Raw genomic sequence first — 14,629 nt, 5'->3', positions numbered from 1 at the left:
CCGATAGACGCGAGCCGACCGCGGAGTGATTTGGAAATCAAACCTGCCGGGGTCATACTGGGGCCGTGACCACGCGTATCGATCCCCAGGACATGGCCGGACGCCCCTGCTCGCTCTCCGCCGCCCTACAGATCGTCGGCGACCGATGGGCCCTGCCTGCGATCCGCGAGGTCATGCTCGGCAACCACCGGTTCCGGCAGATCGCCAGGAACACCGGCGCCCCCACGGACCGCCTGGCGGCGCGCCTGAAGGCGCTGGTGGAGAGCGGCGTCCTCGAACGGCGCCCGCTGCCGGAGGACGCACGCTACAGCGGCTACTACCTGACGGAGGCGGGGCGCGATCTGGGCGGCATCACCCGCGAGCTCATCGGCTGGGGCGACCGCTGGGTCGTCACCGCGCCGCCCAGCCGGATCCGTCACCGGGACCACGAACTCGTCACACATACGGTCTGCGTGACCTGCGGCGAACAGGTCCACGGCGAGGACGTCCACCGGGAGGAGCTGACCCCCGGCTGGGACCGGTACGGCCCGGTGCAAGCCCCTTGAAGTGCTCTCCCGGCTGAAGCCAGGAGATTCCTGCTCACCTTGCGGCAGCGGGTTTGACGCGACGAGCGCGCCTGACGACTGCCCTCCCGGCAGCCGAGATGAGCGCGGGGCCCATCCGGTACAGGTGCAAGACGTTCCGCGCTGCGTTGTGGTCGGCGTTGCTCGACCAGCCCACACTCCGCCACCGCAGTGCTGAACCACCACCTGGACCGGAACTTCCAAGCGAGTGGGCACGCGACGAGGTCGAGCGACACGTCGGCGCCGAAGGACGCGGCTCATACGCACACTGCACCCAGCACTGGCTCGGCCCCCGCCACACAGTCGTCTGACAGGCCATCAGTCGGCGAGCACTGTCTGTGCCATACGCCGCGCCTCGTCGGCCGAGTCCGTCGCGCGGGCTGCGACGCCGCGCGTCGGCACTGCGCGAGCGTGAGTTACGACCCCGGCGGGCACTTCGCGGCCGTGGAACAGCCGAACCTGCTGGTCGGCGATGTAAGGACGTTCTTCCGGAACTTGAGGGACCGTCGACGGAACTATCACGGGTAATCCGAATTACCGGCCGCCAGATCGAACCCGTACACCACCCCCAAGGACGGCCGCTCGCATCCTGGACACTGTGACCAGATACCGAGACGCGGTTGCGAAGGACCGGGCTCGCGTCGTCTCATCACGCTCGTGCAAACCGAACAGATGATCACTGATCAACCGGCGTCCGACGACAAGGCAGCCCGACGCGCCGTCACCGTGTTTCCCGTACTCGTACTCGTGGCGGGCGCAGCCGGCCTGGTCTCGCCCGGCTCGTTCGCGGGCTGGACGAGCTCTGTTCCCTACCTGCTGGGAACTGTCATGTTCTGCATGGGGCTGACGATGACCCCACTCGACTTCAGAGGCGTAGCCAAGCGTCCGTGGGCCGTGGCGATCGGCCTGGTCGCGCACTACGTGATCATGCCGGGGCTCGGCTGGCTCATCGCCCATGTGCTCGGGCTCCCGCCGCAGTTGGCGGCCGGTGTGATCCTGGTCGGCTGCGCGCCGAGCGGCACGGCGTCGAACGTGGTGACCTTCCTGGCCCGCGGCGACGTGGCGCTGTCCGTCTCCGTCGCCACTGTCTCGACCGTGCTCGCCCCGCTGGTGACGCCGCCGCTCACACTGCTGCTGGCCGGTGCGTACCTCCCGGTGGACGCCGGTTCGATGATGACGGACATTCTCAAGACGGTGCTGCTTCCGGTGCTCGGCGGCCTGCTGGTGCGTCTGGTCGCGGGCAAACTCGTCGACCGGGTGCTGGGTCTGATGCCCTGGCTGTCATCGCTGGCCGTCGCCGCGATCGTGGCCGCCGTCGTGGCAGGCAGTGCCAGTGCGATCAAATCTGCCGCCGTCAGCGTGCTGATCGCCGTCGTGCTGCACAACGGCTGCGGTCTCGCTCTGGGCTACGGCGTGGGCAAGGCCACCGGACTCGGTCGACCCGCCAGCCGCGCCATGGCTTTCGAGGTCGGCATGCAGAACTCGGGGCTCGCCGCCTCACTGGCGACCGCTCACTTCAGCCCGCTGGCCGCCCTACCGGCAGCGGTGTTCTCCGTGTGGCACAACATCTCGGGCGCCCTGGTCGCCGCCTGGCTGTCCCACCGGTCACGGCACAGTCGGCCGGCACCCGCGGGCGCCGGCCACGCACTGGCCACAACCACGGCCGAGGAAGCCTGACGGAAAATGTCCGGACGGTCGGTGCCGGCGCCGATTTCGCGGCGTCGTGGCAACCTGCCGGTTGATCAGGCCGCGAGCAGACGTCCGGCGGGCCGACCAGCGTGCTCGGGTTCGGCTACTGGTCAGGACGTCGCCTGAGGGCCGCGAAATTGGCTGCAGCCGGCGGACGGCGCACGAGGCCGGTGCCCCGTCCGGGGCCGGTCCCGCCGGCGTGGGTGGTCTGCGTGGAGAGCGCGCGGGCGGTCCAGAGAAACGGCAGCGCCATGACTTCTTGATGGAGCGTGCACCGGCGCGCTCGCTCATTTCTGGCTGAGCTTCATTCGTTCGGTCAGACTGCCGACCTCGCTACGGAGCTTCTGCACGGAGTCGGCAAGTGAGGCCAGGGCGGACTCGATATCGACGACTACGGCCGCGTGCTTGTCCATGGTGGCTGCGTGCTCCAACTGTGCCCATACGGCTGCTTCCGCCACCAATGCGTTGCGCTGGGGACTGGCGACCGGGTGCCGGGACGCTTGGGCGAGCAGTTCGCAGGCCTTCTGGCCGGGGGCGCTGTCGGTCATGGCCGAAATCCTTCCAGCGGGCCCAGGTCAACCAGCACGTTTCGGACGGTGGATCTCAAGAGGCGGGTGCCCTTGCCCTGTTGAGCAGATCACCGGCGTGTTCCAAGGGGCACGATCCTCGTCGGACAGCCGAGTGAGCTGCGAGTGTGATGCGCGCTATGCGGCGCCGTTGAGCTGGTGCGCCCAGACCGTCTTCCCCTGCGCTTCGTAGTGGGTGCCCCAGTTGTCGGCGACAGTGGCGACGATGAACAGCCCTCGTCCCGTCTCGTCGATGGTTCGGGCGTGCTTGAGGTGCGGTGCGCTGCTCACAGCGTCGCTGACCTCACATGTGAGCATCCCGTCCAGAATCAGACGCAGCCGAAGTGGTGGGGCGCCGTAGCGGACCGCATTGCCGACGAGCTCGCTGACGATGAGTTCGGTGGTGAAAGTGCTGTCCTCGTCGACCTTCCAGGCCTCGAGCTGTCGGCGGGCAGCGGCAGCGTTCTCGTGCATGAGAGCACTTACGGACCGGCCCACGGCCTCCTCCGCGGACCATCCGAACACCTCGCCGGCCGAAGGAGACCAGTCGATCACCCACCCGCCGTCATCGATACGCATGAGCACGTCTCCACTGGACATGGCCGCACACCTCCGCTCCGGCCCGTACCCACGAGCCGCACGGCCGTTCGGCCGCAAGCAGGTACTCATAGACGCAAAGGCGCCCACTTCCATAGTGCGGGCCGCAGGCGGGCCACTGACAACAGCAAAGAACGCGCAACGGGCACGGTCGCCCAAGAGCCGTACGCCATGAACGGCCGCGCTCGTTCTCGTCGAAGTGCAGGCACGAAGCAGATGCGGTGCGGCGCCCGGACTGGGATCACAGGTCACCGGTCACGGGTCAGAAGTCGCCCGAACAGTGCGCGTCCGGAGGCAACCAGCCCGGACGCGTTACGGTCGGTCGCGGCCCTGCTCCGGGACTTGGACTTCGGTTTCGCCTTGGACTTGGCCTTGGATACAGGCGTGGCCTTGGTCCTGGACGACGGCTTGGGCCTGGGCTTGGACGACAGTTTGGACGTCAGCTTGGGCCTGGGCTTGGACGTCAGCCTGGACTTGGACTTGGTCTTGGACTTCGGTCCGGACTTCGGCGCAACCTTCCGCTTGGGCTCCGGAGTCGCCTCCACTCTGGTCGTCCCCTCCGCCAGCAGGTGATAGCGATGGCTGATCCGCCGCCCCACCAGCAGATATCCGAGCAGCGCGCCGCTCGTGTTCAGGATCGCGTCGTCGATGTCGAAGGCGCGCCCGGGGACCAGGGCGCCCTGGACCAGTTCGATCACCACCATCACCGTCACCGTCAGCGCGACCATGCGCAGCATCCGAAGCCGGCGCGGCACGAGAATCGGCAGCAGGATGCCGAACGGGACGCCCAGCAGGAGGTTTCCGCCGGCCTGCTTGCAGGCCGCGAGGAAGGTGTAGTCCTCGGCGTACTGTCGCAACGACCTTCCGGGCCGGAGGTTGGACCGGACGAGGTCCTCCGATGCCGGTGATGGGGTGAGCGTCACCTTCGCCAAAGCGATGGAGAAGGCGGCCAGGGCCAGCAATGTCGCCACCAGGACGAGCAACCGCAGCAGCGTGGTTCCCCACACCCTGCGTCTCCGCTCTTCACGATCCACCTCTGCAGCCATGGCACACAGTTGCCCTCATCGGCCACGAGCACACCTGCGCGACGCCCTTTCATGTCGCCCGCGGGCCGGAAGGGGGATGGAGTCAGGCGAAGCAGGGCCGCTTGACGATCCACCGCACCCCGCAGTCTCCCTGTGGCAAGGCACGGGTGGGATGCCAGTGGTCCCCGCTGTCACGGTCGGTGGCCGTTCGCGCGGCAGATGAGGAGGGCGACGTCATCGTGGTCGTGCGGATGGCGCAGCGCACCCAGGAGGTGGTCGCAGGTGGCTTCGAGTGTCGGTTGCGGCTCGGTGAGCAGGTCGAGGAGGGTGTTCAGACGGGTGTCGATGGGTTGGTCGCGGGTTTCGACGAGGCCGTCGGTATAGAGCAGCAACTGGTCGCCGGTATCGAGCTGCAAGGTGGTCTGTTCGAACTCGGCGACGCCGACGCCGAGGGGAGTGCCGGTGGGCAGGTCAACAAGTTCGGGCGGTCGGCCGAGCCGGATCAGGACGGGCGGTATGTGGCCGGCGAGGGCGATCACGCAGTGCATGCGGTGCGGGTCGTAGACGGCGTAGATGCAGGTGGCGAAGCCGGGCTCAAGGCCGGCGGCGATGTGATCGAGGTGCAGGAGGACCTGCGCGGGGTCGAGGTCGAGTTCGGCCAGGGTGCGGACGGCGGTGCGGAGCTGTCCCATGGTCGCGGCAGCGTTGATCCCGCTGCCCATCACGTCACCGATGACCAGGGCGGTCTTGTCGCCCGCAACGGGGATGGCGTCGAACCAGTCACCCCCGACCTCCGCGGAGACCTGGGCGGGCTGGTAGCGGTAGGCGATCTCCAGGCCGGTCGGCTGGGGCGGCTGGTGGGTCATGAGGTGACGTTGCAGGGTCAGGGCGGTCCGCCGCTGGTTCTGGTACAGGCGCGCGTTGTCGATGCGCACCGCAGCGCGGTCAGCCAGCTCAACGGCCAGGACGACGTCGTCGGGGTCGAACGGCAGTTGGTTCCGGGCGCGGCACAGGTCCAGGGCGCCCAGGACTTCCCCGCGGGCTATCAGCGGCACGGCCAGGTAGGCGTGCAGGCCGGCCTGGGCCAGGAGGGCGGCTCCCCGTGGCTCGGCGGCGATGTGCTGCAGGTCCGCATCGGTCACCTGATTCACCAGGACGGGGCGGCCGGTGGTCACGCACTGGGTGATCAGCCGGTCGGCGGCGTAGGTGGCGATGTGCCCGGTCTGGTCGGCCGCGTAGACGGCGTCGGTGGGATAGGCGGCGGTGACTGCAAGCGCTCTGAACAGGGCGGGCGCTCCGGGGGACACCGTTTCCGGTTGCCGGTCGTCGAGGACTGCGTCGAGGATGTCGACGGCGGCCAGGTCGGCCAGCTCGGGCACCAGGATGTCGGCCAGCTCCCGGGCGGTTTTTTCGACATCCAAGGTGGTGCCCACCATCGCCGAGGCCCGGGCAATGGTCGCCAGCCGCTTGCGGGCAGCGGCCGCCTCCAAGCCGGCGCGGTGCTGCTCGGTACTGTCCACCACCGATGCCGCCACACCCAGCACCCGCCCGGCCGGATTCTCGAGCCGGTAGTACGACACCGACCGGGCTATTTCATCGCCCGGGTCGGTCGGTGACCGGCCAACGATGAAGTGGTTGATCAGCGGTCTGCCGGTGTCCAGAACCTGCCGCATCATCGACGCGACGGCCCCGGTATCGTCCAGGAACCGCAGGACCTGGTGGACATCACGGCCGATGTGCTGGGCGGCAGGCAGACCGTTGAGGCCCTCCAGCGCCGGATTGACCATCACGTACCGCAGGTTGCTGTCCAGGACGGCCAGGCCGATCGGGGACTGGGCCACCAGCTGCACCGACAGCGCCAGATCCCGTTCCACCTCTCGCAAAGTGGCCTGATCGGTGGCGATACCCAGGGCGTATGGCTGTCCGTGCTCGCCCAGCAGCCGCATGTTCCGGAACTCCACCAGCCGCGTACTGCCGTCCTTGTGCCGCACGGGAAACACGCCGGCCCAGGTTTCACCACTGCTCATCACCTGCGCGAACAGGTGCAGGACGAGGTCGAAGTGCTCCGGGGACACCAGCAGGGGGGCCGCGAACCGGCCCAGCGCCTGGTCGGCGGTCCAGCCGAACAGCTCCTCGGCCTGCGGACTCCACAACGCGATCCGTCCCGCGCTGTCCAGCACCACCGCGGCCACACCCAGCACGTCCAGCAGCCCACCCGGCTCGGCCGGGGCGACCCCCACCGAGGCAGGTCCCTCCGGGAACGCACCGGTGGCACCCATGAGGCACCTCTTCTCCCAAATTCATCGCCGTGCCCGACTCCGTGGCCCCCTCACCAGGCCTCTCATCGTCTTCCATCCTCTCTCCCGGCGCTACTGACCACAGCCTGAGGCCCTGGCGGATGGAGGAAGGCGCAAAGGATCAGCATGAGGCATCCTCCGGCTGGAGGCCGGGGTGTGGGCGGGTGGCAGCCATCCGTCCAGGTCGAAGGGCGAGCAGACCCCAGCCGGGGCACGAAGGCGGTGGGAACCGTGGTCTCACACGGCCGGGCGGGGCCCTCAGGAGCCTCCGGCGGGGCTCCCCCACGGGTGGTGGAAGCTCGACACGTCCGGCGGACGGCACTCGACCGCTGTCCCGCCTCACTCTGCGGAGCAGGCGCGGCACCACCGGATCAGATCCCCCGATGATCGGCGCGGTGCCGGCAGTCGATCGCCGACAACCGTTACGGACCGTCACTGTGGCGTGTCTCGCTGGTTCCCCCGGAGTCCGATTCACTGCGTCCAGCACGTGCGATCCCGCTTGACGCGATCTGGCGGCAGGACCGAGAGATCCTTGAATCACCAGTGGACTCGAAGGCGAGATGATCGGCCCATGGACACACCGGCAAGCATGCCAGGTGACTCCCTCACCTCCGCCGCGGCTCTGGCCGTGGCGGCTGCGGACGGAACGCTGACCGGCTGGAGCACCGGTGCGGAACAGTTGCTCGGGTACTCCGCCGGTGAGGCCGTCGGCCGGCTCGCGGCGGCGCTGCTTGTTTCGCCCCTCCCCGCTGGTGTCCGTGGGCGTTTCGATCGGCAGGAGGATTGGACGGGACACGTGGTACTGCGCCACCGGGACGGCAGCGCGGTCGAATGCCGACTGCGGGCGCGTCCGCTGCCCACGGGTGACGGGCGAGCCGGATGGCTGCTGGAGGGCGTTCGGGAGCGGGAGGAGAACCGCGACATGGACCCTCTGATCCGCTGGTCGTTCGACCAGTCCCCGTTCGCCCTGGCGATCTACGACACCGAGGGCCGGTTCCTGCGGGTCAATGAGCACATGACCAAGCAGCTCGCCGCCACGGAGCAGGATCTTCGCGGGCTCCGGATCACCGAGCACATGCCCGATCCGGCCTTCCGGGCCCCTGAACGGTCCGTCGACCACGTGTTGCGTACCGGGGAGCCCGAACACATCGAGAACTACGTCAAGGTGCCAGGAGAGTCCCAAGCCCATGCCTGGACCATCCACTTCACCCCGCTCAAGGACTCCCTCGGCCTGGTGCACGGCGTGCAGCAGGCAGCGCTCGACTTCTCCGAGCAGTACGCGGCCCGCGAACGCCTTGCGCTGCTCGATGAGGCCAGCAAGCGTATCGGCAGCAGCCTGGACGTCGCTCGCACCGCGCAGGAACTGGCCGACGTAGCCGTCCCCGACCTCGCGGACTTCGTCTCGGTCGATCTTCTCGACGCCGTGCTGCGCGGCGACGAGCCCCCACCGGTTCCCGACGACGGTCCGCTGGTGCTGCGGCGCGTGGCGACCCGCCCCGGTGTAAAGGCTGTCGTCGCGGTCGGCGAGTTGTCCCGCTACCCGGAGTTCTCGCCGATTGCTCGCAGCCTGGCCACCGGTCGCGGCACCGTGCACCAGGTCGGCGAGCCCGAGATCACCCGCTGGCTGGCCAACGACCCGGTCCGGTCCGCCTGGATGGGTCGGCACCACGCGCACTCGATGATGTCGGTGCCGCTACGCGGCCGCGGCACCAACCTCGGCGTCGTGTTCTTCGCCCGTCTGGATCCGTCCGCCGCGCCGTACGAGCAGGCAGACCTGCAGATCGCCAAGGAGCTTGCGGCGCGCGCCGCGGTCTGCCTCGACAACGCGCGCCGCTACACGCGCGAACACGCGACAACACTGGCCCTCCAGCACAGCCTTCTGCCTCAGGGGATCGCCGAGCAGGTCGCTGTCGACGTAGCCAGCCGCTACCTGCCCGCAGACTCGAAAATCGGTGTCGGCGGTGACTGGTTCGACGTGATCCCGCTCTCCGGCGCCCGCGTCGCCCTGGTTGTCGGCGATGTGGTCGGCCACGGGATCCACGCCTCTGCCGCGATGGGGCGCCTTCGCACCGCGGTACGCGCCCTCGCCGACGTCGATCTGGCCCCGGACGAACTGCTCGCGCATCTGGACGACCTGGTCGTCCGGCTCAAGTCCGGGCCCGAGGCCGGAACCGGGGCACCCTTCGGAGAATTCGGAGCCACCTGTCTGTACGCGGTGTACGACCCCATCTCCCGCAAGTGCTCGCTCGCCAGCGCAGGCCACCTATGGCCCGCTCTGGCGACCCCTGACGGCACGGTGGACTTCCTCGAACTGCCCACCGGGCCACCGCTCGGCCTTGGCGGACTGCCGTTCGAGGCGGTTGAACGCGAACTGCCCGAAGGCAGCCTCCTGGCCCTGTACACCGACGGCCTTGTCGAGGCCCAGCATCGCGATGTCAACACCGGCCTGCACGCGCTGCGCACGGCCCTCGCCGACACGGCTCCGTCGTTGGAGACCACCTGCGACCGCGTGCTCGACACTCTGCTCGGCGAGCGGCCCGCCGATGATGTCGCGCTGCTCATCGCCCGTACCCGCGCCCTGGACAACGGGCACGTCGCCGTCTGGGATCTTCCCGCCGATCCGGCCTTTGTGGCCGAGGCGCGTTCCAAGGCGACCGCCCAACTACACGCCTGGGGACTGGACGATCTGGCCTACGTCACCGAACTCGTGGTCAGCGAGCTGGTGACCAACGCGATCCGCTACGCTTCCGCACCCGTTCAGCTGCGGCTGATCAAAGAAAGGACACTGATCTGCGAGGTCTCCGACGCCAGCAGCACCGCACCCCACCTGCGCCGTGCCCGCATCTTTGACGAGGGCGGACGGGGCCTCATGCTGGTCGCCCAGCTCACCGAGCGCTGGGGAATGCGGCATACCTGCACAGGCAAGACCATCTGGACCGAGCAGCCCCTTCCCGAGTAGGGGCACGCGCTACGTGGGGGCGCGGCAGGCGGACCGGGGTCAGTCAGGGAGCGAGAGCCTCCTGGTCAAGCACATCGCCGCCGACAGCATCCCCGTCCGGACCCGGGTGGTCCGGTACATCCAGTCCGACCGGAAGGAGATACCCAGCGAACCGACCTGGTCACCGCTGTACACGGGCACCGCGGCGCACGTCGTTCCGCGGGAGTACTCTTCCCGGTCCATGACAACCGGTTCTGTCAGTGAGGAGTCGAGTTGCCGCATCAGCTCCTCCCTGCGCGTGATGGTGCGGGGCGTGAGTTCGGTCAGGGAGTGCCGGGAGAGGTAGTCGGCGCGCGCCTCCTCGTCCAGCTCACGGAGCACGCTCTTGCCCAGCGCGGTGGCGTGTCCGGCGTCCTGGAAGTCCACCCAGAAGTCCACACGCGGAGCCTGCGCACTGTCGACGATTTCCATGACACGGATTTCGCCTTGCTCGTACATGGTCAGATAGACAGCGACCGAAAAATCGTCCCGTAGAGACATCAGGACCGGGCGTATGCGCTCCACCAGCTCCTTCCCGTTGTAATCCGCGCCGAGCGGGTGATGTCTGCAGGAGAGGACGAATGCGCCGTCGTCCAGCTCTGTCACGTATCCGTCCCGGGCGAGTGCGGGTAGCAACCGACGGACGCCGGCCAAGGGCAGTCCCGTCTCCACGGCCAGCTGCTGCGCAGGGGCGCCTGCCTCGTGCGCCCCTACGGCCTCCAACAGGCGCAGGGAGCGCTCGACGGACGCGATGAGCTCGGGGCCGACCTGGTCACCCATGCCACCAAGCATGGACCCGGTGCCTGAGGGCGGCAAGGCGCCTTGCGACGTGCCCGACCTGGTGCGCATGAAGTGAGGAACAACCACCGTATGTGGAAGTCCGGCCCGTTCACCGGTGTCCGGGATCACCTGGCGCAGGTCTCAAGCATCGCGGGGGCCGGTGACCACGCCTGTGTGCTGGTCAGAGAGCAGTGCCGTCACTGCAACCGAATACGCGCTTCTTCGGGCCCTGTCTGCGCGGGAAGGAGTGACCCGATCCGCACCATCGGTGCGGGCGTCGCCACACACCATGAGTGTGTCGGCCACCCACCACTGGCTGATGCATGTGCCGGGCACAGCTCGGCCGGGTGGTGGTGGCAGTACGCGATGCAGTGGCTGAAGGCTCAGCGGCGCACGGCGGGTGACAGCAGTCCATGCACCGGCGCCCGGCGATGCCTCCCGGCGCCGAAACCGGCACAGCTCGGGGCCCGACCACGATCTGGACATGCGTGGCCCGGTCGCCCGGTCGTGATCGCCTTTTCGAGGGATCAACGCGCTGGCGCAGCACAGGGTGCGAGGCGTACGCCCCCAGGAATGATCCGATGTGATCCGGAGTCAGGAAATGAGCGAGAGGGATGGGTCATGTTGAAGATCTTGGAGAGGCGCGCTCGGCGCATCGCGGCGGGCTCGGGTGCTGCCGCAGTCGTCGTGCTCGGTTCTCCGCTGCTTGCCGCTGCTGCTCCTGCTCAGGTCACTGCTCCCGTACAGCCCTATGCCACGGTGACCAGTCAGAGTGGTTTGAACGAGCGGCAGTACCCCAGCACCGACTCGTCGGTGGTGAACATCCTCGAGTACCAGGATCAAGTGGGCCTGCGATGCAAGGTCCGGGCGCAGACCATCGCCGGCAACGACGTCTGGTACCTGTTGCGTGACACGCAGGCATGGATCTCGGCGGGTTACGTAGTGCGGACCGGGACCGTCCCGTATTGCAAGGACATCCAGGTGAACCGGCTCACTCACACCCCGCAGGCCACCGACGCCATGGGCTGAGAGGACTTGTCCGTCAGAACGTTCGCACCGTGGCGGACCGTAGTCCTGGTGGCACCTCGCCCGCAACCACGGTCCGTCACGGTACCCCGTTCCGGCGTGACGCGGGCGCGACACACGTCGGCCCTTGCGACAAAGAAGAGGCCGTCACTCCGGCCGTCTCCAAGCTGACCGACTTCCTCGGCAAGCACCTCTGACAGCCGTACCGGCCCTGTTCACCGGCTCCGGTCCGATGTGCTCCCCTGCCCCACCGGGTACGGGGGCACTTGTCGAATCCAGCCGGTCACAGCCGCACACCCCCGCCTGACCTTCCGATCCCCGGGTGACTGTCCCGTCCCCGCCCCGACACCGTGGTCATCCTCGCTGGTCTCTGGAGGCGGCCGTGACCGGCTGACCGGCGCACGGCGGAATGAGCGACGGTCGGCGACGCGTTGGCAGGTATAGGGCGAGGAGCAGCGACGTGACAACTGCGAGCATCACCACACCACTGGGTCAGTTCCTGCGGTCCTGGCGACGGTCGGCGCCGGGTCCTCTGTGGTTGGTGGTGCCTCTGGTGCTGATCGTCGCCATACCGGTGGCCGACCACTTCCTGCCTCCGGAAATCCATCTGGGCCACCTGCTCATCGTGGCCCCGGCGGTCACCTCCGTCGTCGCGGGCCCTCGGCTCACTGCGTTGATCGGCGGGCTCGCGGTGGTTTCTCTCATCGTCGCGGGGACGGAGCGCGGCGTCCTGACCACCGAGAGTGTCCTCGTCGAGTTCGGCTCCCTCGCGGCGCTATCCACCCTCTTGGTGATCTTCTCTCTTCTGCGGGACCGACTGTGGCTGGAGCTGCTCCGGGTACGTTCGGTCTCCGACGCGACACAGCGCGTCGTCCTGCGCCCGCTGCCGGACAGGGCCGGACCGGTGTCCATCGCCTCGGAGTACCGCAGCGCCGAGGCCGACACCCGCATCGGCGGCGACCTGTATGCCGTTGCCCGCGCCTCCGACTCCACCCGGCTGGTCATCGGGGACGTACGGGGCAAAGGCCTCGCCTCGATCAGCGACACCGCGATCATGCTGGGCGCCTTCCGCGCCGCGGCCCACCGCCAGTCCCCACTGCCGGAGCTGGTCGCGTACCTGGAGGGCGCCGTCCGCTGGGGCCTGGCGGAGTTCTCGGAGTCTTCAGGGTCCGAGGCGGATGTCGGGGAGCGCTTCGTGACCGCCGTGGTGGTCGACATCCCGGACAACGAGCCGGTGGTCCACGTGATCAGCTGCGGGCATCCGCCGCCGCTTCTGCTGCGCAATGGCACCGCGACCGCGCTCAATGTGCCCACCCCCGCACTGCCTCTCGGTCTCGGCGGGCTGTCCGACGAGTCCTACGTCCAGGCGACCTTCCCGTTCGCCTACGGCGACCGGCTCCTGCTCTACACCGACGGCGTCAGCGAGACGCGCGACGGACAGGGCACCTTCTACCCGCTCGCCGAGCGCACCGCCGCCTGGAGCGATCAGGCCCCCGGACCACTGGTGCAGAAGATCACCGCCGATCTCAAGGCGTACGCAGCAGGCCCCCTGAACGACGACATGGCGATGATCGTCGTCCAGCGCGACGAATCACCGGGCAGTCCGAGCAAGCCGCCCGGTCAGCAGGTCCCCCACCACGATCGGCATCATCCGGGTAGGGGGGCCGATGGCGTGGTGCACAGCGTTGACGACCGCGGGCCGACAGCAGGACCCAGCAGACCTCACGCACACCCTCCACACCCGGCGGGCGCCGGCAACAACTGGAGTCAGGCCCCCAAGACGGCCGAATGAGTCAAAGCAGCCGGGCAGGATGCAGGGAGTGGTCCGGCGCCGGACAGGCTGCGTCGGCAAGGCGCAGTTGCACGGCCGACGTGCCGCTCGCGCCCGCAGCCGACGGCGCGGGGTCAGCCTGCTGTGTCGGGCGTCCGATCGGGAGCGGGCCGGCAGGTGGGGGGCGTGCCGGTCCAGCTGGCCAGGATGTTGAGGGCTTCAGCAGTGGGTGAGGCCGGTTCCGGGGTGTAGATGACGAGAGTCTGCTCGGGGTCGTCTTCGACGGCCAGGACGACGTAGTCGAGGGTGAGGTCGCCGACCAGCGGGTGGTGGAGGCGTTTGGTACCGGTGGTGTGAGCCTGAACGTCGTGGTCGGCCCACATGCGGCGGAACGCGTCGCTGTGCAGGGACAGTTCGCCGATCAGCTCGGTGAGTTGTGGGTCGTCGGGGTGGCGGCCGGCGTACAGGCGCAGGATGGCGACGCAGTCGGCGGCCACCCGTTCCCAGTCGGTGTACAGCGAGCGGGCGGCTTCGTCGAGGAAGACGAAGCGTGCGGCGTTGCGGTCGCGGTGGGGCCGGGCTTGGAAGTCGGCGACCAGGGCGTATCCGAGCCGGTTGGCCGCCAGGATGTCCATGCGCCGGCCCTGGACGATGGCGGGGACACCGAGGGCGTCCAGGGTGCGGTAGAGGGCGGGACGGACCCTCTGCGGGGCGAGCGGACGCCTGCGGCGGGTCCGGCCGGTGGCGGGCTGGGCGAGGTCGAAGAGGTGGGCGCGTTCGGTGTCGTCCAGCTGCAGAGCGCGGGCGACGGCCTCCCAGACGACTTCCGAGACACCTTGGATGCGGCCCCGTTCCAGGCGGATGTAGTAGTCGACGCTGACTCCGGCCAGTTGGGCGACTTCTTCGCGCCGCAGTCCCGAAACGCGGCGGGCGCCCTGGTGAGGGGTGAGGCCGGCCTGTTCAGGGGTGATCCGGGCCCTGCGGGTACGCAGGAACTCGCGGATCTCACTGCTCCGGTCCATACATCCACCGTACGGCGGCCCCCATGCGTCTCAGCCCGCGAAGGAGGTACTGGCAGACCCCCGGTGGAGCGGTACCCCGTACAAGGGTCCGCGCGTGGCTGTCGGGTGGTTGCCTGGAAGGCGGGCCCCTGAGATGCACTGATCACGGCACTCGCAAGGTCCCCCTCTCACCTGGCGTGACGCCCTACAGGCCACGTCTCGTGTCCGGAGGAAAGGACACTGCCCTCATGGCTCCGAAACTGACCGGCACCGCTCGTCACCGTTGCGAGAGCAGCGGTATCGGCGCAGAGACCGGCCGCCGGCTCACCGACCAGGC

Annotated in this window: 12 protein-coding genes; 6 read left to right on the top strand and 6 right to left on the bottom strand. The window is 68.7% G+C overall.

The features are described from left to right. Positions 1-65 precede the first annotated feature (65 nt). Together OHB49_RS40720 and OHB49_RS40715 are read left to right on the top strand one after the other, a co-directional pair. The gene (locus OHB49_RS40720; RefSeq protein WP_329165997.1) at positions 66-545 is read left to right on the top strand and encodes a winged helix-turn-helix transcriptional regulator; all 480 of its coding nucleotides are present in this window, start codon (positions 66-68) and stop codon (positions 543-545) included. A gap of 690 nt (positions 546-1,235) precedes the next feature. Continuing rightward, a complete protein-coding gene (locus tag OHB49_RS40715; RefSeq protein ID WP_329165995.1) occupies positions 1,236-2,240 on the top strand; it encodes a bile acid:sodium symporter family protein in 1,005 nt (334 codons plus the stop codon). Between the two features lie 299 nt (positions 2,241-2,539). On the opposite strand, the gene OHB49_RS40710 is transcribed toward OHB49_RS40715, so the two are convergent. The 4 genes from OHB49_RS40710 to OHB49_RS40695 all read right to left on the bottom strand — a co-directional run bounded on the left by OHB49_RS40710 (position 2,540) and on the right by OHB49_RS40695 (position 6,719). Continuing rightward, positions 2,540-2,800, bottom strand: a complete 261-nt coding sequence (locus tag OHB49_RS40710) for a hypothetical protein (RefSeq protein WP_030979981.1) — start codon at positions 2,798-2,800, stop codon at positions 2,540-2,542. A gap of 156 nt (positions 2,801-2,956) precedes the next feature. Continuing rightward, positions 2,957-3,418 carry an ATP-binding protein gene (locus tag OHB49_RS40705; protein WP_329165994.1) on the bottom strand — a complete coding sequence of 154 codons (462 nt, stop codon included), beginning with the start codon at positions 3,416-3,418 and terminating at the stop codon, positions 2,957-2,959. A gap of 245 nt (positions 3,419-3,663) precedes the next feature. After that, entirely contained in the window at positions 3,664-4,461 is a 798-nt protein-coding gene (locus OHB49_RS40700; RefSeq protein WP_329165992.1) for a VanZ family protein, read from the bottom strand. 170 nt (positions 4,462-4,631) lie between these two features. Beyond that, a complete protein-coding gene (locus OHB49_RS40695) occupies positions 4,632-6,719 on the bottom strand; it encodes a SpoIIE family protein phosphatase (protein ID WP_329165991.1) in 2,088 nt (695 codons plus the stop codon). A 589-nt stretch (positions 6,720-7,308) separates the two neighbouring features. On the opposite strand from OHB49_RS40695, the gene OHB49_RS40690 reads away from it, so the two are divergent. Continuing rightward, entirely contained in the window at positions 7,309-9,696 is a 2,388-nt protein-coding gene (locus OHB49_RS40690) for a SpoIIE family protein phosphatase (protein WP_329165990.1), read from the top strand. 39 nt (positions 9,697-9,735) lie between these two features. Here the strand turns inward: OHB49_RS40690 and OHB49_RS40685 are convergent, their stop codons facing one another. Further along, positions 9,736-10,494, bottom strand: a complete 759-nt coding sequence (locus OHB49_RS40685) for an IclR family transcriptional regulator (protein WP_329165989.1) — start codon at positions 10,492-10,494, stop codon at positions 9,736-9,738. A gap of 621 nt (positions 10,495-11,115) precedes the next feature. On the opposite strand from OHB49_RS40685, the gene OHB49_RS40680 reads away from it, so the two are divergent. The 3 genes from OHB49_RS40680 (at position 11,116) to OHB49_RS40670 (ending at position 13,312) form a co-directional block, all read left to right on the top strand. Next, entirely contained in the window at positions 11,116-11,523 is a 408-nt protein-coding gene (locus OHB49_RS40680; RefSeq protein ID WP_030979975.1) for an SH3 domain-containing protein, read from the top strand. Between the two features lie 29 nt (positions 11,524-11,552). Beyond that, positions 11,553-11,717 carry a hypothetical protein gene (locus OHB49_RS40675; RefSeq protein WP_329165987.1) on the top strand — a complete coding sequence of 55 codons (165 nt, stop codon included), beginning with the start codon at positions 11,553-11,555 and terminating at the stop codon, positions 11,715-11,717. Positions 11,718-11,980: 263 nt separating this feature from the next. After that, positions 11,981-13,312 carry a PP2C family protein-serine/threonine phosphatase gene (locus OHB49_RS40670; RefSeq protein ID WP_329165985.1) on the top strand — a complete coding sequence of 444 codons (1,332 nt, stop codon included), beginning with the start codon at positions 11,981-11,983 and terminating at the stop codon, positions 13,310-13,312. A 113-nt stretch (positions 13,313-13,425) separates the two neighbouring features. Here the strand turns inward: OHB49_RS40670 and OHB49_RS40665 are convergent, their stop codons facing one another. Then, positions 13,426-14,313: a helix-turn-helix transcriptional regulator gene (locus OHB49_RS40665; protein WP_329165984.1), complete on the bottom strand. Its 888-nt coding sequence runs from the start codon at positions 14,311-14,313 to the stop codon at positions 13,426-13,428. Between the last annotated feature and the right edge of the window lie 316 nt (positions 14,314-14,629).

Origin of the sequence: Streptomyces sp. NBC_01717 (assembly GCF_036248255.1) — a bacterium.
Classification (GTDB): Bacteria; Actinomycetota; Actinomycetes; order Streptomycetales; family Streptomycetaceae; genus Streptomyces.
This window is presented reverse-complemented; position numbering and strand designations above follow the sequence as displayed.